15 protein-coding genes and 1 pseudogene are annotated in these 22015 nt (G+C 68.8%); 7 read left to right on the plus strand and 9 right to left on the minus strand.

All coding sequences use genetic code 11. The features are described 5' to 3' along the window. The first annotated feature begins 46 nt into the window (after nt 1-46). On the plus strand, nt 47-1264 hold the full coding sequence (locus tag PV682_RS29415) for a hypothetical protein (protein ID WP_319734823.1): 1218 nt from the start codon (nt 47-49) through the stop codon (nt 1262-1264). 234 nt (nt 1265-1498) lie between these two features. Further along, nucleotides 1499-5068, plus strand: a complete 3570-nt coding sequence (locus PV682_RS29420; RefSeq protein ID WP_319734824.1) for a DEAD/DEAH box helicase — start codon at nt 1499-1501, stop codon at nt 5066-5068. 44 nt (nt 5069-5112) lie between these two features. Here the strand turns inward: PV682_RS29420 and PV682_RS29425 are convergent, their stop codons facing one another. From PV682_RS29425 to PV682_RS29445, 6 genes and pseudogenes are all read right to left on the minus strand, one after another. Continuing rightward, entirely contained in the window at nt 5113-6771 is a 1659-nt protein-coding gene (locus tag PV682_RS29425; protein WP_319734825.1) for an Hsp70 family protein, read from the minus strand. Between the two features lie 91 nt (nt 6772-6862). Continuing rightward, nucleotides 6863-8974: a hypothetical protein gene (locus PV682_RS29430; RefSeq protein WP_319734826.1), complete on the minus strand. Its 2112-nt coding sequence runs from the start codon at nt 8972-8974 to the stop codon at nt 6863-6865. Nucleotides 8975-9309: 335 nt separating this feature from the next. After that, nucleotides 9310-9654 (minus strand): helix-turn-helix domain-containing protein, encoded by a 345-nt coding sequence (locus tag PV682_RS44385; protein ID WP_407705756.1) that lies wholly within the window; start codon nt 9652-9654, stop codon nt 9310-9312. Nucleotides 9655-9797: 143 nt separating this feature from the next. Further along, the gene (locus PV682_RS29435; RefSeq protein WP_319734827.1) at nt 9798-10262 is read right to left on the minus strand and encodes a hypothetical protein; all 465 of its coding nucleotides are present in this window, start codon (nt 10260-10262) and stop codon (nt 9798-9800) included. A gap of 84 nt (nt 10263-10346) precedes the next feature. Then, nucleotides 10347-10556: a hypothetical protein gene (locus tag PV682_RS29440; RefSeq protein WP_319734828.1), complete on the minus strand. Its 210-nt coding sequence runs from the start codon at nt 10554-10556 to the stop codon at nt 10347-10349. A gap of 755 nt (nt 10557-11311) precedes the next feature. Further along, nucleotides 11312-12267 (minus strand): annotated as a pseudogene (locus PV682_RS29445) (helix-turn-helix transcriptional regulator). A 285-nt stretch (nt 12268-12552) separates the two neighbouring features. On the opposite strand from PV682_RS29445, the gene PV682_RS29450 reads away from it, so the two are divergent. Together PV682_RS29450 and PV682_RS29455 are read left to right on the plus strand one after the other, a co-directional pair. Next, nucleotides 12553-13254, plus strand: a complete 702-nt coding sequence (locus PV682_RS29450; protein ID WP_319734829.1) for a carboxylesterase/lipase family protein — start codon at nt 12553-12555, stop codon at nt 13252-13254. A gap of 47 nt (nt 13255-13301) precedes the next feature. Further along, nucleotides 13302-14279: a hypothetical protein gene (locus PV682_RS29455; protein ID WP_319734830.1), complete on the plus strand. Its 978-nt coding sequence runs from the start codon at nt 13302-13304 to the stop codon at nt 14277-14279. Nucleotides 14280-14286: 7 nt separating this feature from the next. Here the strand turns inward: PV682_RS29455 and PV682_RS29460 are convergent, their stop codons facing one another. Next, a complete protein-coding gene (locus tag PV682_RS29460; protein ID WP_319734831.1) occupies nt 14287-14724 on the minus strand; it encodes a MarR family winged helix-turn-helix transcriptional regulator in 438 nt (145 codons plus the stop codon). Between the two features lie 102 nt (nt 14725-14826). On the opposite strand from PV682_RS29460, the gene PV682_RS29465 reads away from it, so the two are divergent. Continuing rightward, on the plus strand, nt 14827-16305 hold the full coding sequence (locus PV682_RS29465; RefSeq protein WP_319734832.1) for an MFS transporter: 1479 nt from the start codon (nt 14827-14829) through the stop codon (nt 16303-16305). Nucleotides 16306-16344: 39 nt separating this feature from the next. Here PV682_RS29465 and PV682_RS29470 read toward each other — a convergent pair whose 3' ends face one another. Together PV682_RS29470 and PV682_RS29475 are read right to left on the minus strand one after the other, a co-directional pair. Continuing rightward, entirely contained in the window at nt 16345-18030 is a 1686-nt protein-coding gene (locus tag PV682_RS29470) for an IclR family transcriptional regulator domain-containing protein (protein ID WP_319734833.1), read from the minus strand. 61 nt (nt 18031-18091) lie between these two features. Further along, the gene (locus tag PV682_RS29475; RefSeq protein ID WP_319734834.1) at nt 18092-19399 is read right to left on the minus strand and encodes a M6 family metalloprotease domain-containing protein; all 1308 of its coding nucleotides are present in this window, start codon (nt 19397-19399) and stop codon (nt 18092-18094) included. A 295-nt stretch (nt 19400-19694) separates the two neighbouring features. Here PV682_RS29475 and PV682_RS29480 point away from each other — a divergent pair, with 295 nt between their 5' ends. Further along, nucleotides 19695-20342 (plus strand): TetR/AcrR family transcriptional regulator, encoded by a 648-nt coding sequence (locus tag PV682_RS29480; RefSeq protein ID WP_319734835.1) that lies wholly within the window; start codon nt 19695-19697, stop codon nt 20340-20342. A 130-nt stretch (nt 20343-20472) separates the two neighbouring features. Then, a complete protein-coding gene (locus tag PV682_RS29485; protein WP_319734836.1) occupies nt 20473-21984 on the plus strand; it encodes an MFS transporter in 1512 nt (503 codons plus the stop codon). The last annotated feature ends 31 nt before the right edge of the window (nt 21985-22015 follow it).

Consider the following 22015-nt stretch of genomic DNA (forward strand, 5'->3'; position numbering starts at 1 on the left):
TCACCCCACCTACTTCAACTGCGAGCAGTCACTACAGGAGCGAGCGATGGATAACGAGATTCAGCTGATCAGTGACGGCGATGGACTTGCGGTCATCGGGGATCCGACGGATGTCGAGCGCTTCCTCGCATCAGAAGGACTGTTGTCGTTGTCGAAGGACCTCGCATTGCGACGGCTCGGTCCTCTCCTCCGTGCCGCGGCTGGAGTCGCACAGGCGGGTTCTGACATTGCCGCCAACTCAGGTCGCTGGTTGAAGCTGACCGAGGAGTCCGCGCATCTTTACAAGAAGCACGGACTGATGGAAACCAGGACGCCTGGCATCAGCTACGCGATGGTGGGGAAACGAGGCTCAATCGAGTCATGGCTCCAGGTGGTGGAGCGGTCAGGCTCACTCCTGACCAACCCGGCGATTCTTGCTGGTGCCGCAGGGATCATGGCGCAGCTCGCGAGGCAGCATGAGATGAACGAGATCAAGAGCTATCTCGCGACGATCGACAAGAAGGTCGACGACGTGCTCCGCGCCCAGAAGAACGTCGAGCTGGGAAAGGTGTTCGGAGCGGGCCTCGACATTGAGTCTGCCATGACCGTTCTGGACCGGGAGGGCCAGGTCGACGACGATACGTGGTCGACCGTGCAGGCCAGGACCCATACGATCACGGACGCCTTGGGTTGGGCGCTGGGTCGACTCGACGCACTCGCGGAGAGGGTGGAGAGCACGACCAAGATCGGTGATCTCGCCAAGACGGCCAAGGAAACAGAGTCCCAGGTTCAGGAATTGCTCGCCGTTGTGGCTCGTTGCTTCGAACTGCAAGACGCGCTCGACGTGCTGCGACTGCAGCGGGTACTGGACGAGTCTCCGGACAAGCTGGACGGGCGTCGGCTAGTGCTGAAGGATGACCGGCAGAAGCGGCGGGAACTCATCTCGCAGAAGATTGAGCACCTGATGGCACGCATGGATGCGGCTGCCGGCACGGCCAATTCCAATGTGCTGTTGCACTTGCCCGCGCACCGGACTGTGGTGGGCTCGATTAACCATGTCGGCAGCGCCGTCGATGAATTCCACAGGCCGCTCGGAATCGAGTCTGGCCGACGTTCATTGGAGGCGACACGATGGTGGGACGCGGCCCGGGACCCGGTGCAATTGAAGAACGCGGCCGCAGAGGCGGGGCGCAAAGCGGCCGTAGCGGGTGCGGCGGTCGCGGGGGTTGCGGTCTTGGCGAGCCGCGTTGCGCTTGCCCGCGAAGAACATAGCGAAGAGGAGTGAGCGAGCGCCGGCCGTCAGTCGTGTGGGCTCTCGGGTTGGATGGAAGGACAGTTGAGTCGCCGCGTGGTGACGTGACATCAGCCAGCAAGATCTTTCACGGAGGTGACCGGACTTCCCCGCCGAACAACGCCCTGCTGCTTGCACATCTGATTCGCCATCTCAACCGTCGCCACCGTGCGTTGCTGGCTACTGTGTTGCCCTACTGCTCAAGGCAGGGCACGGTGGGGGTGGGGCGTGAACGGACCTGCGGAATTCGGCGGCCAGGGCTCGGGGGCGTCGGATGGGGTGCCGGTCGACGACGACATGGCGCGGCTTCGGTACAGCCCATGGGGGGAGGCGGGCGCTGCGCGCGAGCTGCTGGTGCGCGCGACAGAGGCCTTCTACGACACGCCGGAGGCCGCTGAGCGGCTCGGTCTGCCGCACATGCGTCGGATCCCGTCGGGTACGTACGCGCCGGGCCACGGCCTGCCCTCGGGGCTGTACATCTTCGAGTCGCGCCGGTCGAGCGGCTGTGTCGCTGCGCTTTCCCTCTGTGACGGCACCGCTCCGGTCCCGGCCCAGCACAAACGTCTGCGGGATGTCGAGGACGGACATCCGCTACATCGTGCCCTCCTGCTGTACCGGCAATGGCGGGAGTGGCCGGAGAGCGAGGCCGTGTCGGCCGTGCCCCGCTACGCCGTCGGCGATCTCGTCCGGATCGTGGACCAGAGCAGCACCCGTACCGTCACGCGCGTACGTGCCGTCGGCGACGACGGGTTCCAGTACACGCTGCGAGGCGCCGACGGGCGGACGTCCAGGGTCTTCGAAGACAATCTGGAACCCGTCACCGTCGCGTCCGACGACCCCGAGCAGTGGGTACTCGGCGCTCCCGCCCCGGCTGCCGACATCGCGTTGACGCTGACCCTGGCCAAACTCAGCACGCCGCTCACGGACACGGTGTACTCCTTCCAGTCGAGCCGGACGGTGTTCAGGCCGTACCAGTTCCGCCCGGTGCTCAAGCTCATGAACTCCGACCGTCAGAGGCTGCTGATCGCGGACGAGGTCGGCCTGGGAAAGACCATCGAGGCGGGGCTCATCTGGAACGAGCTCGAGCAGCGTACGCACCTGCGGAGGGCCGCGGCGCGGCTCGGCGGGACGCATTTCCGAGGGCTGGTCGTCTGCCCGGCCGCGCTGGTGCACAAGTGGCAGGCCGAGATGGACCAGCGCTTCGACCGCCGACTGCGTGTCCTCGACAACGACGGCATGGAGGAGCTCCTCAGGCTGCTGCGTCGGGGAGACAACGAGCAGCCTTTCGCGGGGGTGATTTCCCTAGAGCGCCTGCGACGAGCCGGACAGCTGACCGAACTCGCGGAACTGCGGCCCTCGTTCGATCTCGTGATCGTCGACGAGGCCCACTATGTGAGGAACGCCGCCACCCGCAGCCACGCGGCGGTCAGCCAGCTGGCCGACTGGGCCGACGCCCTCGTCCTTCTGTCGGCGACGCCCCTCAACCTCGGCAACCAGGACCTCTACAACCTGGTCCACCTGCTCGACCCCAGCGCGTTTCCCGCCCCCCACGTCTTCGAGAGGCAACTGGAACCCAATCGGCATCTCAACGCCGTAGCCGCTCGGCTGGCCGATGGTGCAGGACGTACGCCCGGAGGCGCCAATAGCCTGCTGCCGACGCTGGACCGAGTGCGGGGCTCCCGGTTCGGACAACTGGTGGCACAGCGGCCGGAGTTCATTAGGCTGCGCCAGATCCTGGCGACGCCACACGCCCTGACGGCACACCAACTTTCCGAAGCAAGACGGTGCATCGCCGATCTCAACGCCCTGGCCGGCATCGTCAACCGCACCCGCAAGGCCGACACCCCCGACGCCAAGGCCGTGCGCGTGCCCGAGGACGTGCGGGTCACGTGGACCGGGGCCGAGCGCAAGTTTTACGACGAGTTGCACGCCTGGTGCCTGCGGCGTGCAGCCCGCAGCGGCACCGCAGCCGGGTTCGCCGCGCAGATGTGGCTCCGGCAGGCCGCGAGCTGCATCCCCGCCATGCAGCAGCGGCTGCGTGAGCGTTTCTCCGGGACGGTCACGACGTCTGCGCGCGATGCCTGGACGGACCCGGCGGGCGGAACAGGACTCGTTAACGAAGAGGAGGTGGTCCTGGCCGACGACGCCGAAGCTGAGTTCACACCGGAGGAACTCGCGCAGGCGTCAGACCATGATGTCGATGAGCTGGTACGGCTGCCCGGACTCCTGAGGCCGCTGTCCCGGGACACCAAGTTCGAGGCGTTCGTCGGCATGCTGCGCGACGCCAGAGCCAAAGGGCTCCGACAGGCCATGGTGTTCTCCTTCTTCAAACGCACCCTGGAGTATTTGGAGAGCAGGCTCAATGACGAGTTCCGGGTACGGGTCATGCACGGCGGCGTGCCCCAGCAGGAACGCCCCGGCATCATGGCGGACTTCCGTGCCGGAGAGTTTGACCTACTCCTGGTGAGCGAGGTCGGAAGCGAGGGCCTGGACTTCGAGTTCTGCAACGTCCTGGTCAATTACGACCTGCCCTGGAACCCCATGCGCGTCGAGCAGCGCATCGGCCGACTCGACCGGTTCGGCCAGAAGCACGAGAAGATCTTCATCTTCAACATGCAGGTGCCGGGCACTATCGAAACCGACATCTTCCAGCGCCTCTACCAGCGCATCGGTGTCTTCCAGGACTCGATTGGAGAGCTCGAGCCGATTCTGCGTGGCCGCCTGCGCGAACTACATCGTGTGGTGCTGGACCCCAGCCTGAGCGAGGAGGAGCGCCGACGCCAGATCGACCGCATCGGCGTCGCCCGAGTGGACCGGGACAAGGACATCGCGACGCTCGAAGAGGCCCGGGAGTTCCTCACGGGTCTGGATGACCTGCTTGTCGAGGGCTTCGACCAGCACAGTCCCGGCCGGGGCCGCTACCTGGGGCCACGGGAGATCCGCGGACTCGTGGAGGCCTTTCTCCAGCAGACAGGGCACGGAAGTATGGAACGGGTTCCCGGCGCCGACGACCTGGTGGACATCACCGGCAGTGGCCGACTGCGCCGGACCATGTACGAGGCCATGAACACCGGGGCCTTCACCGTTCCCAGTGGCAGTGATCTGCTGGCCAGACTTGGAGGCCCGTACCAGTCACTGCGTGCTTGTTTCACGGCCCGTACCTCCACGGAGACCGGCGCACCACTGCTGAGCGTGCGGCATCCGCTCGTCCGCGCTGCCCACTGGTGGTTCACCGAGCGAGCCGAGACGCTCGGCCGCTACGGCCGGGTACGGATATCCGGTCTGCCGCCAGGGTCCCGCTACCTGGTCGAGGTCAGGCTCGCCCGGGTGGACGGTGCTCGGCCACGCCGCGAGCTGTGGACCACGGCTGTGGACACCGCGACATTCAAGGAGGTGCCGGAGGTGGGCACCGCGCTGCTGACCTGTCTTGCCGGCGGCGACCTAGCGGAGCCGTCGCAGCCCCTACCGGCGGGTGTCTCGGCCTCCCTCCCCGAGATCCTGGAGACTGTGCACGACCTGGCGGCCGAGAGGGAATTCACGGCAAAACGCACCTATGAGGCGGAGAACTCGACTCTCGCGGCTGGTCGGCGTGCGACCGTGGAGGACACCTTCCGCCACAAGATCGAGCAGGCACGCCGACTCGCCCAGGAGGTGGACAGCACATCCATTAGACGTCTCCACGCTGCTCGTGTCGGGCACCTGGAGACTCAGCGTGACGCCCGCCTCGCGCAGATGGACCGCGACTCCCGCTTCAGCCTCTCCACCGAGACGGTGGCCCTGGTCCTGGTCGAGGGCTGAGCCTGCCGCTCGACACGCGGCCGGGGACGGACGTCACCCCATGGTCACTGATGCGGATGCGAGTAGAAGTCGGTGAAGGTGTGCTTTCGTTGTTCCGGGAATCCGTTGCCGACGGTGCTCAGGCTCACGGAGGCGCGCTCTCCCCCTCGGAGAATCGGCCATCGCTCCACTCGGAACCGCGACTCCTGGTAGGCGCAGTCCCGTACATAGATCTCTCCAGAGACCTTCAGTGCGAACGTGAAGTCCGTGAACCGCCGCAGCATGACCGGCAGATGAGGCATCGAGCGCCCATCCACAACGAAGTCAAGCGGCTTGCCGTCGACCGAGACGGCGCGCAGCGCGGCGTTCGTATCCCCGGTGAGCCCCGGCACCTGACTGTCGTACCGGTGGGCGAGGCCGCCTTCCCGCCGGAAGATCCGGTCCGGGGTATAGAGCGGTTGGAAGGCCGGATAGAGCAGCTCACGGCTGACACGGCCGACCCGGTCCCGCCATTCCAGTACCAGGTCGAAGCCCGGCCGTGGGAGGTTAAGCCGGTGGTATCGGTCGGAGCGCACCACGAGGCCCGTCGCCACGGACTCCTCTGGAGTTTCGAGTGACTGGTCGTACTCCACCCGAGCGTGCGGAAAGTAGCGCAGAAATTCCTCACGCACCAGAGGGATCTGTGACATCCCGCCTGCCAGGAGCACGTAGTCGACGTCCCCAGCCAGCTCCTGGATGGACATGCGGGCCAGGGACTTTAGATCCGGTGTCGTCCGACGCCGCAGCCGCGCCTCACACAGTGCGGCTCTCACGAACTCCAGGGCCCGGTCCAGCTGGGGACGGAAGGCGGCCTCCAATCGCTCTCGCGTGTACTCCAACATGGGAAGGGCGGTATAGCCGCCTCCAAGCGGCACACTGTGTGCGTCGAAACGCGTGTCGGACAGCAGCACTTTGAGGCGACGGGCGGCCAACAGCAGCAGCGACCGTACGGTTCGCGGGTCGGCAAGGCGATCGACACGAATGCCGGCGGCTTCCAGATCTCGTTCCAGGTCCTTGGCGATGCGCTGGTCCAAGGCGTCGCCTGCCTCTGGCACGCCCCGGGCCGACAGGACCGTCAGCTCCGGCTCCAGATCGTCCAGATCCTCACCCACCGACATCACCGCGATGTCCAACGTGCCCCCGCCGTAGTCGAAGACCAGGACTGTGCCCTCGGGCGGTTGGCCGTCGCGGTCGTGGCAGCCTTCGGACCACGCCAGCCCGGCTGCGATCGGTTCGTCGATGATGTCGGCGACCGTCACCGGGATTCCGGCTTCTACGGCCAGCTGGGCCAGTCGCTTCCGGCGGGGTCCGTCCCAGATCGCAGGGCAGGCCAGGCGGAAGTCTGCGTCGTCGGTCTCGGCCTCGTTGGCCTTCGCCAGCAGCAGCACATGCCGGAGCAGGGCCACAATCAGCCGGTCTGGAGTGAACATCTGCGCGCCCCGCGCATGCGTCCCTAGGGAGAGCGGGCCGTATCTGTCTTCGGTGATGCACTGCTTGACGGAGCGCACGGCGCCGGGGCCCCCGATCGCCTCGGCGGCCGCTCCGAACACCAGCTCGCCATCGGGCGAGGCGGCGACAGTGCTGGGGAGCCATGCAGTGCTGCTGCCGATCGGCACGGTTTCTGCGTAGCTGTAAGGAAGCCGTTGGGTCACCAGCGTGGTCGCCGTGCCGAAATCGATGCCCACCAGGGGTCTTTCGTCACCCACTCATGTCCTCCTCCGAGGGAGGGGCGCCCGAGGACGGCGAGCCCCTGTTCCGCCGCGTTGAGTTCCTTGACTACTGTTCCACCGGCCGAACCAGCGCCGGCACCAGTACGACTTCCTGTGGGGTTCCGGCCTGCCACGCGAAGCCGGGCCGCTCCACGATGACCCGCGCGGACGGGCCGGTCCGTGACTGGTGATGCACGGGGTCGAAGTCCACCTCCTCACCGGCGGGGCCGATGTCGGTGAGACCCGCTCCTGACGCCTGCGCCAGAACTCTTCGGTACAGGGCATGGGCGGAAGCGGAATCGTCCGTCGTCGTGTGAATCGCCTGGTCCGCGACTTCCGCCAGCACGGTCGCGAGCACCCTGAGACCGTCGATCCGTGCCTGTCGCAGTTGGGACTGTGAAGCGGCACGTCCCGCCTGACGGCCCTGCCGCAGCTCCTCCTCCTGCCGCTGCGCCTTCCTGGCCAGGGCATCGGCGCGCCGGGTGACGTCTTCGAGCTCTGCGGAGGCGATGCCGAGCTGCTCCCGCAATGTGCTGATCTCCTCGCCAGCTCGGTCGCACCGGCTCTGCAGGGTGGCCAACTCCTGCCTCAGGTCATCCCGTTCGCTTCGCAGCGCCCATGCCACGGCACGTTCCTGGTCCAGAGCAGCCTCGTACCGGGCACGCTCCTCCAGGCGGGACGACTGGCCGATCTCGGATGATTCAGGGGTGTCCGCAGCACCGTCGCTCGCATAGGTTTCCTGTACCGAACCTGTAGCCGGAGCCGGAGCCGGAGCCGGAGCAGGTGATGACTGGTCTTCTGGCTCAACGGCTTGCCCCGGCTCTTGGTCGGGTGTAGGGCCGCCACAGGCACCGGCTTCGGGTGCTTGCGCGGAATCCCTCAGAGACTGGACGGCTGGGTCGGCCCCATCCGGCCGGGCCGAGAGAGAGGTCATGAGACGTGTGGCTCGCTCTCGGCCACCGTTCGGACGGGCGGGCAGCGTCTCCAGCGCCGCCTTCAGGTCGTCGCTCACGGTCGTGGCGATGACGTGCTGGAGTACGTGATCGGGAACCGTAGCGAGTACCAGATCGACCCACTCGTACAGAGGGCCCTGAGGCTGTTCCAGCTCTGCCGGCAGCAGCAGGAGACGCAGAGCCCGTGAGCAGAGCTCCTCCCCGAACGCATCACGCTGCTCGGCAGTTACCAGGTAGTTCTCGGCCACTGCCCACTGCAGAAGCGCGGCGCCACGACGCAGAAGGTGCTCACTGCCAGCAGGATGATCTGTCTTCTCGAACCCGGCCATGACCGCCATGAGGCATTCCTGCGCGGCGAGACCACGTGGCAACTTTGCTGCCAGATCCGCCGCGGCGCTTTCTACCGGGATCGTCACCAAGCCCACGAGGAGGGGCGTGACGGCATGGGGTGATGGAGCACCCGGTTTGCTCAGCTTTGATGACGGGTCGGCCACCGGGTTCTTGGCACGGCGCTGGCCTGTCGTCACCTCGGCAAGAAACTCCACAACCGCTGCTAGCACTCTCTCGGAAACGCCCTGCGCTATGTACGCCGTCTCGTCGAACGGCCATGACCGTAGAGCCACGCCGAGCGCGTGGGCGGCGACATGCTCGTACGCGCTCAGCTCCGATGCTCCCGATGCGACTGCTTTGCGCAGAGCCTGCTGGCGTCCCTGCGCTTGCTTGGTGGCAGGCGTCGCCAAAGCCTCCAATGCCTCCTGCGTCGAAAGCGCTCGTTCTTCGACGAACGGATCGGCCGACTCATCGAGAAGCTTGAGGGGTGCTCCCGGCTTGGCTTCCGCGACCTGCGGATGCGCGAGCAGCCGCTTTCGCATATGGCCCCACCAGGTGCTGTTGTGCTCGCCCGCCAGCCCCAGGGTGCGTGCCTGGCTGCGCAGCTCCTTGACGGACGCTTCCCCACCCATCTCACCAAGAAGCCTAACCAGGACAGGAACGGGCGACTCCGCGAACTCTTTTCGCAGAGCTGAGGCATCGCGTAGTGAGCGATACCGCAGTGAGTCGACCGGCACCACCGTGATGTCGGAAGGCACGGGCAACGGAATCCGGGTTCGCAGGCCTTCTGGCCACTGGACGACCGCATTGTCGTCTTCGACCTGACAGACCGTCCCGATGCAGTCATCGCCCTTGCTGTTGCCTTGGCGGCGTATGACCAGGTATCCGCTCTCCACGGCGGCACACTACCGGTCCGGTGCCGCACTGGGCAGTCCGATCCGCTGCCAGCCGTTCGGCTGCCCGGCGCTGGGAGGGCAGTCCTAGAGCTTTGGCGTCGGCGGCCTCGTGGGCGATGGATCCGCTGGGTGCCGGTACGGGCCTCCTATCAGCTCTTTCTTCGACGCTTCAGCCGTGCCGCTCGGGGACGCGACTGGGTTTCTATAGGAGGTCCACCACCGGGTGGCGCCTGCTACCAGCAGATGCTGGAAGCAATACTGTCAGAGCTGTGACCGGCAGGACGATCTGTGAGTGGGGCGCTCAAACGCGAAGCTCACGGCGTCGGTCGTCTCCCTCAGGAGAGTTCGCGTTTGGTCCACGCCGCCAGGCCTGGCCACAGGCTGGTACCCAGTGCCACCTCAAGGCGGGCGAGAGTTCCCATGTCGGGTAGGACCATGCCTCGTAGCAGTCGGCTGATGGTCGCGTGTGATACCCCCGCTTTGTCACCCAGTGCCCTCAGCCCGACCTTGGATGTCTCCATCGCCTCTGCCAGGTTTCGCGCGAACGCTTGCCCATAGTGCGCGCTGACAGGAGCCTCCTCGACGAGCCGGGCATACGGCCAATTGCCGGACGCGACGTAGGTCGCAGGCAGCTGGTCGTTGTTGCTCCGGGGCATGCCGAGATGATCCCACGTCCCCATGGGTCCCGTCCCTCCGTGCCGAGTGAGTCGGCACACGCCTCTGTAGTGGTGCAAGTACACACCAGACTAGAGGATGGAGGGCTCGGCTGTGTTGCGGTAATAGGTCTTCAGGCGCTCGTGTCGGCTGCTGGCGTGGATGGAACTCAGGGTGACCGAGGAGAACCTTCCGTTCCTTCCCTGTGGTCATTTAGCTCGGCCAGCATCCGCTTGAGGTCCGCGGCCAGAGTCGTCGGTGTGGAAACCTGGCCGGCGTGGACGGACAGAGCGCCGAGGGCGTCCGCGGGACGGGTCTCTACCAGGTATCCGACTTCCGACAGAATGCCGAACAGGGCGGCGTGCAAGTGACGTTGAGCGGCTTCGTGTGCGCGATCCGCCGGGGCCATGGGTAAGCCCCGCATCTGCTCATCGGCGGCGGTGCGGCGCAGGCTGCGAGAAACGAACCACTCCACGCGGACCGATTCACCGAGATCTGTCACTACAACACCGTGCGCGCGATAACGGTCGCTGTCGTCTGCTTCGGGTAGGCCGACGGCTGCCAGAAGCGTCTGAATTTCCAATCCCAGCGGACCGCGATGCGGCGGTCGTCGTCGGTGCTGCGAACTTGTCACTGGCCTGCTCCTCGGTGAGGGAAGGGCAACTATCCGCGGGGGGCTCTGCTCTCGATTCCTATCTCGACTCGTGAATGTGCGTTGTCACTCGACGAGGGTGATGACGCCGTCGGGAATCCAGCCCTCTAGATAGCCGCGCAGGAAGGGGCCGAGCTCGCGTGGATGCACATCGAATTGCTCGTCCTCGACATCGGAGAGCGGATGCCAGACAAAGTCGACGTCCGGAGAAGTACGGGTACGAGCGCGAAGGCTGATCGTACGCATCCTGTGGTGACGGACGACGAAGATGCGCATCGAACCCGACCGACAGTCCCTATCTGTCACGGGAATGAACCTGCCGATCACTGGGGTGGCGGCAAGGAACCAATGAGAAAAGAGCGGGTCCAGTACGTGAATGACAGAGAGGGCGCTAGGCCGGACGCAGAGCACGCCTGCTTTTACCGGCTGCCAGGTGGGCTCGCCCCGAGGGCGACATAGCAGCACGCGTTCTTGGTGGTCGATCACCGCTAGTGCGGTGGACGGCAATTTCTTGCGAAGGCTCCTCATGAGTCGAGAATCCTTCAGCGTCAATTGCCGCGCCTCCGCTCAGTTGCAAGCGGCTGAAACCGATAAAGATGACTGGATTCGCTCAAGCGGAGACACCATGAAGTGTCCACCATGCATGGCCAACGCGATGCGGCGCACCTCTCGGCTCATGGGTGCAGGCTCTGTGGCAAGAGGGGACGATCACGCGGTCCGAAGGAGGACGAGGGTGTCGGCCGTACCTCTGTCAAGCTGCTGATGACGCAACAGGCGCTGGCCTGGGCAAATGCGTTGGGCGTTCCCAGATCACACTCGGCGCGTTTTGGGTGTGGTGAGCGCCCCTGCTCTGACCTGTGGCGGAGGACTTCCGTGCAAGCCCCACGAAGGCGGGATACGACCACGACAAACGCGGTCCCTCACAGCGTAGCGGATCGAGTCGGGGTGGTGGGGGTGAGGTCGGGGCCGTGGGGAGGTGGGGGTGGTCGTCATGTCGGGGGTGGGGTGGCCTCGTGGGGGCGGGGGTGGGCTCAGTCGCCGTAGAGGTCGCCCAACTCCGCGGTGACCGCTGTCAGTTCCGCGCGGACCTCCGCGGGGCTCAGCACCTCCACCGACCCGCCCATCACCAACAAGCCCCGAGTATCGGCCACTTCGTCGAAGGCCAGCTCCGCCGTGCACCACTCGGTGTCCAGGGGGACCGGCGGGGAGACCAGGTGTCGGGCGAACAGGCGTTGGAAGATAGGGAGTTGGGTGGAGCGGACCCGGCAGGATACGCGTGGCCCCGTCGGCAGGCTCTCGAAGCGGCTGCGCAGGGCCGTCCAGACGGAGGCCAGATCCTGCCCGGCCCGGAGGCGGACGGGTTCGTCGAGGAGGGTGGCCGACTGGACGCGGTCGGCGCGGAAGAGGCGGGGCTCGCCGTCCCAGTCGGCGACGAGGTACCAGGCGCCGGCCTTGCTGACGAGGCCGTAGGGGTCGACGGCGTACGTACGAGGCAGGTCACCGCTGCGGTACGTGAGCAGGAGGCGCCGGTCGGTGAAGGCCGCGTGCTGGAGGACCCCGAGGTCCCAGTCGTCGGAGGTCTCCGTGCCCCGCATCCACCGCGCGGGGTCCACCAGGATCCGCCGGCTGGTGCGCTCCGCGTCGCCCCGGTACGGCGCCGGCAGCGCGGCCATCACCTTGCGCAGGGCGGACCGCATGGCCTCGCCGAGCCCCAGCGCGTCGTGCGCCCCTGAGCGGCCAGCACGAACAGGGCCTTGGCCTCGTCGCTGGTCAGGCCGGTGACGTCGGCGCGGTAGCCGGGCAGGAGACGTACGCCGCCGCTGCGGCCCCGCTCGGTCCACACGGGCACGCCCGCCGAGGAGAGCGCCTTGACGTCCCGGTACACCGTGCGGACGGAGACTTCGAGGTGCTCGGCGAGTTCGACATGGGTGACGCGCTCCCGGGTCTGGAGGAGCAGCAGGATGGACAGCAGGCGATCGGCTCTCACGGAACCGAGGCTGAATCCTGACGCCAGGTGTCACGATCGGGTGGGAATCCGGGTCCAGCCGCAGGAAATAGGAATAAGTAGGCTGAACCATGACAGAGATCGCCACCGTCGACACCACCTCCGGCCCCCTCCGAGGCCGCCCCCTCCCCGCCGGCAACCACCTCTTCGCCCCCGTCCCCGTACAGCGACGGCGAGGCGCTCGCCCGGCTCACCGGCGCGGTCACCGCCAGCTACCGGCTGGGCGCCCTGGGCCAGCTGCACCTCGCCGACCTGAAGCCGGCCGACGTGGAGGGCCTGCGCACGGTCCCCGCCCAGCGCGTCGTCCTGGACGGTCACATCCTGCCCACCCCACCCCACCCCACCCCGACACGCCCCGATCGACGTCCCGTTGCTCATCGGCGCCACCCGCGACGAGTTCCGCCTCTTCCGGCGGCTCGCCGGAGACGCCTTCTGCCCGGCCGACGAGCACGCCCTGCGCGCCTCCTCGACGCGTACCGCACCCGGACGGGTACGACGGAACTGGCCGACCTGCGCGCGGAGTTCCTCGGCGACGCGATCTACCGGACACCGGCGACCCGCCTGGCCCGAGCCCAAGTCGCCGCGGGCGGACGGGCGTTCCACTACCTCCTGCTCGACGAACCGTGCGGCCCCGACCTGGGCGCCTTCCACGGCGTCGACCTGCTGTACGTCTTCGACAAACTGCCCCTGGCCGGCGCGGACACCCCCGAGCACCGCGCGGTACGCGACCGACTCACCGCCGTCTGCCGGGACTTCACGGCACACGGCGACCCCGGCTGGGCCCCGTGCGACGGCAACTCCCGCGCGTTCGGCGGCACTTCGGACATGGTCGCGGAGCCACCGGATCGACGGCCCGCAGAGCCCACGCGCGGCATCCCCACCGCCCGGGAGGCCGCCGAGTCCGTGTCGAGACCCTCCCGCACTCCCCGAAAGGCGGAATTCCGGCCGGACCGGATCGCCCCTGAGTGACCTCCCCCCAATGCTGGAGAAAGGAGAATCCGGCGAAGGGGAATTCCATGGCGCGCACCGGGCGGCGTACGCGGATCGTGCTCGCGACGGCGATTCTGGCCGCTTTTCTCACGGGAGCGGCGGAGGAGAGCGAACGCGCCAGGATCTGCCTGGTCCCGCCCGGGAATCCGGACGTGGAACGTACGGTGAGCGTCCCGGCGAAAAGCGTCCCCGCGCTGCTGCGGACGACCGCCTCGTACGCCGGTCCGTGCGCCGAGTACGGTAGCCCCGTCCCCCTCGGTGACGGGGTACTACGGTCGTACGTCCAGCGGGTCGGCGCACGTCCGGTGGCTGTCGGGGTCGCGTTCCCGGCGTCGTCCCTGCGCGGACTCCCGACGGCCGGCAGCGACGGAAAGCACTGTTTCGACAAGGACGGAAACGGCGGCATCGACCCGCACACGGAATGCTCGGTGGGCCACGAGAATGTGCTGGAGCTGCCTGCCGGAGCGGGCCCGTTCACCTGGGAGCTGGTGAACTGGAACCCCGAAGGCCATATTCCCGAAGGGGTTTACGACACCCCCCACTTCGACTTCCACTTCTATATCCAGCCGCTCGCCGAACGGAACGCGATCAGACCCGGACCGTGCCCGGCGCTGACGGACTGCGCGGATTACGCCCGGGCGAAGAAACCCGTACCGAGCCGCTACCTCGCTCCCGATTTCGTGGACGTCGACGCGGTCGAACCGGCGATGGGCAACCACCTCCTCGACGCGAGGGCCCCGGAGCTGAACGGCGGCCCGTTCACGCGCACATGGATCTACGGGACGTACGACGGGGAGATCACCTTCTACGAGGCGATGATCGCGAAGTCGTGGCTGGAGAGCCTCAGAAGCGCCCGCAATGGCGACGCCTGCACGCCCTTCCGGCAGCCCCGGGCATGGCGGAACAGCGGCTGGTACCCGACCAGTTACTGCGCCGAGTACCGCGAGAACCGGAAGGAGTACGCGGTCTCGCTGACCGACTTCGTTTACCGCAAGGGGAGTTGACGACCCGTCAGAACTCCCGCTCCACCGCCTCCGCGAACCGCACCAACAGCCGCGAGAACTCCCGCACTTCGGCCTCCGGCCACCCCGCCACCAGCCCGTCGAACACCCCTTGCTGGAACTCCCGCGACCGCGCGAGCAGTTCCTCCCCGCCCGGCGTCAGCTCCAGCACTCGCCGCCGGCTGTCCCGCACGGACGCCCCCTGGGTGACGTACCCGCTCCTGACCGCGTCGGACACCATGCGGCTGGCGGTCGACGGGTCCAGCTTCAGCCGTTCGGCGACGGAACCGACCGTCACCTCGGGGTCGTCGGACGCGGCGGCGGCGTCCCTGACCGCCTGGACGACGAGGATGTGGATGAGCCGGTCCTGCTCGACGGACCCGGGCCGGCGGCCCAGGACGCGGACGACGCGGAAGAGGGCGGGGCCGGGTTCGTCGAGGCTGCTCATGCGGGGGACCGTAACAGATGTGTTCGCCGCGCATATATCGCTGTACGGGTCGAGTCACTCCGCCTTAGTATGTGTGTGTCACGCATATATAGGAGCCCGCTCATGCCCTCAGCCCTGCTCCCCCTCACCGGCGTCCTCCTCGCCCAACTCCTCGCCATGCTGGACACCAACGTCACCGCCACCGCCATGCCCGTGATCATCGACGAGTTCGGCGCGCTGGACTCGTTCTTCTGGGTCGCCACCGCCTACACCCTCGCCGCGACCGTCACGACACCCCTGTACGGCAAGCTGGGCGACCTCTTCGGCCGCAAACCGGTCTTCGTGTTCGCGATGGCCGCCTTCCTCACCGGCTCGGTGCTCAGCGGCCTCGCGCAGTCGATGCCCCAACTCGCCCTGTTCCGGGCGGTGCAGGGCGTCGGCGCGGGCGGGTTCATCGTCTCCGCGATGGCCCTGTACACCGAACTGCTCACCGCCGAGCAGCGCACCCGTTTCCAGGGCTGGTTCTCCACCGCGCTGACCGGCTGCGCCGCGCTCGGCCCGCTCGTCGGCGGGTACGTCACCGACGGCTGGGGCTGGCGCTGGATCTTCCACCTCAACCTCCCCATCGGCGCGGTGTCCCTGCTGCTCGTCCTGACGACGCTCGAGCCGGCCCACCGGACGAGCCGCCCGGCGGTCGACTACGGGGGCGCCCTCCTGACCGGGGGAGTGGCCACCGGCCTCGTCCTCGTCTCCGCCTGGGCGGGTACGGAGCACAGCTGGGCCTCGCCGACGATCCTCGCGCTGACCGGCGGGACGATCCTCCTCGCCGCCGCCCTCGGCGTGGTCGAACGCCGGGTGCGTGAACCCGTCGTCCCGCTCCACCTGCTGCGCCGGCCGATCCTCGCCATCTCCAACGCCCAGGCGTTCGCGTCCGGGGCCGCGATGTTCGGCGCGCTGATGTTCCTGCCGGTCTTCCTCCAGGTCACCACCGGCGGCTCCGCCACCGACTCCGGGCTCCTGCTGCTGCCGCTGACCCTCGGCATCGTCCTCGCCGCGCTCTGCGCGAGCCCGCTGATGGTGCGGTTCGGGCACGAGAAGTGGTTCGGCGCGGGCGGGGTCGCGGTCACCGGCCTCGGTCTGGGCCTGCTGGTCACCCTGACACCCGACACCGGCCGGGCCCTCGCCGCCGGCTACACGGTCCTCATCGGCGTCGGCCTCGGGCTGATGACCCAGGTGTACGCGCTCGCCGTCATGAACAACTCCCCGATGCGGGACCTCGGCGCGGCGGTCTCCCTCCAGACCCTCTCCCGCCAGCTCGGCGGCTCCCTCGGCCTCGCCGCGTTCAACGCCGTCTTCCACGCGAAACTCGTCTCGGAACTCTCCGGGCTCGACGCCGAGCAGCTGCGGACCGCTCAACAGCCGGAAAGCGTCCACCAGTTGACCGGGGCCCTGCGGGAGACGGCGCTGAACGCGTACGACGCCGCCGTCGACCGCGTCTTCCTCGTCGCCGCGTGCGTCCTCGCCGTCGCGCTCGCCCTCGCCCTGCTCCTCAAGCTCCCGGACCGGTCCGACGAACCCGGGAAAGAGCCCGCACAGGCCTGAGCGACGCCGACGCCGACACCATCACCGGCGCCGTCACCTTCACCGCACGCGGATGAACCGCGACACCACCCCGACCTCCTCCGTGATCCGCCCTGCGGCGTCCAGCAGTTCGGGCAGGATCACGGACAGGCACTCCTCGACGGACCGCCGCGCCACATGAGTCGCCGCGCTCACCGCCCCCACGACCCGGCCGTCCCGCCCCCGCACCGGCACGGCGAGGGACCGCAGCCCGTCCTCCAACTCCTCGTCGACGAGGGCGAATCCACGTGCCCGCACCTCGTCGAGCACCCGCCGCAGCGCCCCCGCGTCCGTCACGGTCCGCGAGGTGAACGCCCGCAGCTCGCCCAACTCCCGCTCGCCGGGCGGCAGATCAGCCAGCAACACCCGCCCCAGCGACGTAACCCAAGCAGGCAGCCGAGCCCCCACCCCCAACTCCACGCTCATCACATGCCGTCCGGCGACCCGGGCGGTGTACTGCACCTCACCCCCCTCGACCAACACCCCCAGCGACACGGGCTCGTGGACCCGCAGGGCCAACGCCTCCAGATGCGGCTGGGCGATCCGCGCGAGGCTGATCCGCGACAACGGCGGGAACCCCAGGTCGAGTACGCGCGGCGTGAGCGCGAAGTACCTTGGATCGGCGCCGAGTCGCACCAGCCCCAGATGCCGGAAGGTGATCAGCGCCCGCCGCGCGGACGCCCGCGACAACCCGGTAGCCCGCGCCACCTCCGACAACGTCAGCGCGTCCCGCCCCTCCCCGAACGCGGTCAGCACACTCAGCCCCCGCGCGAGCGACTCCACGAACCCCCGCCCCAACTCCTGCTTGGACGCCCCGGTCCACCCCGCGAGCCCGGCCGGCGCGGGCCCGGCGACCGCCTCGGGCGCCGTACGCAGCACGCGCTCCATCCCGGCCACGGCCTCCCGCAGCCGGGGCAGCAACGCGTCCCGCAACCCCTCGGCCGTATGCCGGCTGGTATGGCTGACGACGCTGGCGACACAGGCGACGCGCCCGCCGACTCCCCGTACGGGTACGGAGACCGCCACGAGCCCCGGCTCGATGAGCTGGTCGTCCACGGCGAACCCGTCCCGCCCGGCGCCATCGGCCCGGCGTACGAAGTCGTCGTCGCCGCCCCCAGAGCCGCCGACCCCCGATCCGCCGAACCCCCCACCCGCAGAGCCGAGTTCACGATCCGGCACCGCCACGAACCCCGCGTCCGTCGGATCGGCCGCCCGGCGGGCCCGCCACGCGGCCCACCCCTCCTCGTCCCACTCGCTCGCGAACAACGGCCCCGGCGCGGTGCGTTCGGCGGGGAGCAGATCGCCGATGCGGAAGGAGAGGGAGAGGGTCCGCCGCCGGGTCGCCTGGTGGATGAACCGGATGCCGTCCCGGTCCCCGACGGCGAGCGACACCGACTCGTCGAGTTCGTCGGCGAGTTGATCCGCGAGCCCGCCCAGCAGCGACGGCAGCCGCAGCGCGGACAGGTACGCGTTGCCCAGCTCGGCGACGCGCGGCGCGAGCGAGGCGTCCCGGCCGTCCAGCCGTACGTACCCCACCCGCGCCAGGGTCCCCACGATCCGGTCGACCGTGGCCCGCGCGAGCCCGGTCTCCCGTTCCAGCGCGCTGAGGCTGAGCGTCCCACCGGCCCGGGTGAGCCGCTCCAGCACGCCCACCCCCCGCGTCAGCGGGGCGACGGCCTCGGTCGGAACGGCATCGGACGACGTCATGGGCGCTGCACTCCCGGGTGAGATCTCGGGAAGACACCGTACGGGACCTGCCGGGACCGGGTCAGGCGGTGGGCCGCTTCCCCCGGACGACCGTCACCAGGTAGTTCCCGTCCGCGTCGATCCCCTCGACGGCGATGCTGATCCCGTGCCCGCGGTCGACGAACCGCTGCCCGGGCCGGAACGTCGCGTCGGACAGCTCGGCGTGGACGTTGGGGCTGCGCGTGCACCCCCCGCTGTCGCGCCGCGCGTCGTGCACGGTCACCGGCCCGAGCCCCGTGTCGACCCCGGCGTCGACCTTGTAGACCAGCACCCCCGGCCGGCACACCGCCTCGTCGTTGCCGCCCTTGGTGCGCAGCTCGACCGCGTACCCGCTGCGCCCGCTGACCGGCACGAACAGCAGCTTGCGCCCGCCGGGGGCGGCGAGCGGCGTCAGCGTGTACCGCGAAGTGCCTTTCGCCGAGGCGCAGTTGACCTGCTCCGGCGTCAGCCACCCCAGCTTCCATTTGTGCCAGCCGAGGAAGTCGTTGTTGGCGCCCCAGTCCTCGCTCATGATGTCCCAGTGCCCGACGGCGCCCCCGCCCTCCTGCGTGTAGAGGTCGGGCAGCCCGAAGACGTGCCCGTTCTCGTGCGGCAGCACGCGGTACCCGGTCTCGCCGTACGTCCCGGAGCCGTCGTCCTGGCGCGAGTACACGAACGACGCGTTGGCGACGGGCACCCCGTCGGCCAGGGGCGCCTCGGTGTTCCCGGCGAAGGTCACCGACAGGACCGTGTCCAGCGCGGAGGGCCCGGCGTTGGGCGTGACCAGGACGTTCAGCAGGTCGTAGTCCCGGAAGCCGACGCGGGGATCGGCGGCGGCGACGATGTCCTCGACCAGCTCCCGGTACCCGGGGTCGAAGGGGGCGCCGCGCTCCAGGGCGTACGCCGCGAAGGGCTTCGGCATGCGCAGCCAGCGGGGTACGGGGGCCTCGGCGCGGTAGTCGAGGCGGCCGTACGAGGCGGCCTTGAACCACTCGGAGGTCTGCGGGAAGAACTCCCCGAACCGGTCCATCGCGCTGCCTGGTCCCTTGGCGTCCGGGAAGTCGACCATCAGCGTCAGCGCCCGCACCGTACCCGTGGACCGGGAGTACCCCCCGGACGTCGGCACGCCCTCGGACATCTGCACCGCCGCCGCGCCCCGGATCATGCACGGGCCGAGCGCGGAGGCCCGCGCGAGGGTCATCGGGTTCGCGCCGGCCGCGACCGCCCCCGGCTCCCGCGGCCGTTCGGCCGGTCCGGCCGAGGTGCCGACCGCCAGCGTCAGCGCGGTCACCGACACCAGCGCGGCCCTGCGGTGCGGGCGTATCCATCGGCGCGGCGAGTGCGGCTGCATGCGGGGGCCCTTCGGTCCAGGCAGCCACCGGTCACCGGCTGCACCCTCCCGCTCACCCTCCGACGGGGCGCGAGGGGGCGCGCGCTGGGGGCGTCCGATCGGGGACCCGCCCCTCGTACGGGAACATGCCCCCAGCAGGCGAGTGTGACGCAGGTCACGTCAGGGCCGGGAAATAACCGGGGACGTCATCCCCGTTTAACCCAGCGTCCGAGCGAAACGGGGATGCTTTCCCCGGATCGCCCCACCGGACCGGATCGCATCAGAACCGGACCGGACCGAACCAGAAGGAGTCGCCGTGGAGTCCCCCACGCTTCCCGCGCAGCGCAAGGCGACCAGGCCGCGTGCCGACGCCCTGCGCAACCGGGAGCGGATCGTCACCGCCGCCCGCGAGATGCTCACCGAGTTCGGCCCCGAGGTGCCGCTCGACGAGATCGCCCGCCGGGCCGGTGTCGGGAACGCCACGGTCTACCGGCACTTCCCGGACCGCCAGGCCCTCGTCCGCGAGGTCGTCTGCTCGGTCCTGGACCGTACGGCGCGGGCCGGGCGCGAGGCGCTCGACGAGGACGGCGACCCGTTCGCCGCCCTGGAGCGCTTCGTGCACGTCACCGCCGACGAACGGGTCAGCGCGCTGTGCCCGATGCTGTCGGAGTCCTTCGACGAGGACCACCCCGACCTCGCCGCCGCGAGCGGCCGGGTCGAGGAGATCGTCACGGAGCTCATGGACCGGGCGAAGGCGGCCGGTCAGCTCCGGAAGGACGTCGGCTCCGGCGACGTGATGATCGCCGTGTCGCAGCTGAGCCGGCCCCCGGCGGGCACCGGATGCGTGGTCGCCGACCGGTTCGTCCACCGCCACCTGCAACTCTTCCTCGACGGCCTGCGCGCGTCCGCAGCCTCCACGCTGCCGGGGAGTCCGATGACCATCGAGGAGCTCCGCCGGCCCTGACCCGGCGCTGACCGATTAGTTCCGCAGACCTCACCCGTCTGAACACTCAGTACCGATCACTCTTCATCGCCGTCGATCGCTGACCGACCGCGCCGTTTTTCACCAACGAAGTCCCGGAGTGGGTTCACCCATGTCTCAAGCAGTCCCCCAGGCGCCCGACGCCAACCGCTGGAAGGCCCTGGCGTTCATCGCCATCGCCCAGCTGATGGTCGTCCTCGACGCCACCATCGTGAACATCGCGATGCCCGCCGCACAGTCGGACCTGGGCATCTCCGAGGGCAACAAGCAGTGGATCGTCACCGCCTACGCCCTCGCCTTCGGCGGTCTCCTCCTCTTCGGCGGCCGGATAGCCGACCTGTGGGGCCGTAAGCGCACCTTCGTCGTCGGCCTCGCCGGCTTCGCGCTCGCCTCCGCCCTCGGCGGCGCCGCCAGCAACCAGGCCATGATGTTCGGCGCCCGCGGCCTCCAGGGTCTCTTCGGCGCCCTGCTCGCGCCCGCCGCGCTCTCCCTGCTCGCCGTGATGTTCACGGACGCGAAGGAGCGCGCCAAGGCGTTCGGCATCTACGGCGCCATCGCCGGCGGTGGCGGCGCGGTCGGCCTGATCCTCGGCGGCTTCCTCACCGAGTACCTGAACTGGCGCTGGACGTTCTTCGTCAACATCCCGTTCGCGATCATCGCGGCGGCCGGCGCCTACTTCGTCATCCGTGAGCCCGAGGGCGGTCGCAACCGCAACCCGCTCGACATCCCGGGCGTGCTGCTCTCCACGCTGGGCCTGGTCGCCCTGGTCTACGGCTTCACCCGCGCCGAGACGGCCGGCTGGTCCGACGGCCTGACGATCGCCATGTTCGTCGGCTCCGCCGTCCTGCTCGCCTCGTTCGTCGTCGTCGAGGCGAAGGTCAAGGCCCCGCTGCTGCCCCTGCGCGTCATCACCGAGCGCAACCGCGGCGGTGTCTACCTCTCGCTCGGCCTCGCCATCATCGGCATGTTCGGCCTGTTCCTCTTCCTGACCTACTACCTCCAGATCGTCAAGGAATACTCCCCGGTCAAGACCGGTTTCGCGTTCCTGCCGATGGTCGCGGGCATGATCACGGGCTCCACCCAGATCGGTACGCGCCTGATGACCCGCGTCGCCCCGCGCCTGCTCATGGGCCCCGGCTTCCTGGTCGCCGCCCTCGGCATGTTCCTGCTCACGCAGATGACGGTCGACTCCTCGTACGCCGCCCTGCTGCTCCCCGCGATGCTGCTGCTCGGCCTCGGGATGGGTACGGCGTTCATGCCGGCCATGTCGATGGCGACCCAGGGCGTGGAGCCCCGGGACGCCGGTGTCGCCTCCGCGATGGTCAACACCTCGCAGCAGGTGGGCGGCGCCATCGGCACCGCCCTCCTGAACACGATCGCCGCGTCCGCGACGACCTCGTACGTCAAGGACCACATCGCCGGTGCCGCCGGCAAGCAGCAGCAGCTGGTCCAGCTGGAGGGCATGGTCCACGGCTACACCAGTGCCATCTGGTTCGCCGTGGGGATCCTGGTCGCCGCCTCGGTGATCGCCTTCACCCTCATCAACGCCGGCCGTCCGAATCTCGGCCGTGGTGTGGAGGAAGGTGCCGATGACGAGGTCAAGATCCCGGTGGTAGCCCACTGAGTCACCGCTCTGACCAGCGCCGGCCCTGGGG

Source organism: Streptomyces niveiscabiei (assembly GCF_033794345.1).
In the GTDB taxonomy this organism is placed as follows: domain Bacteria; phylum Actinomycetota; class Actinomycetes; order Streptomycetales; family Streptomycetaceae; genus Streptomyces; species Streptomyces niveiscabiei.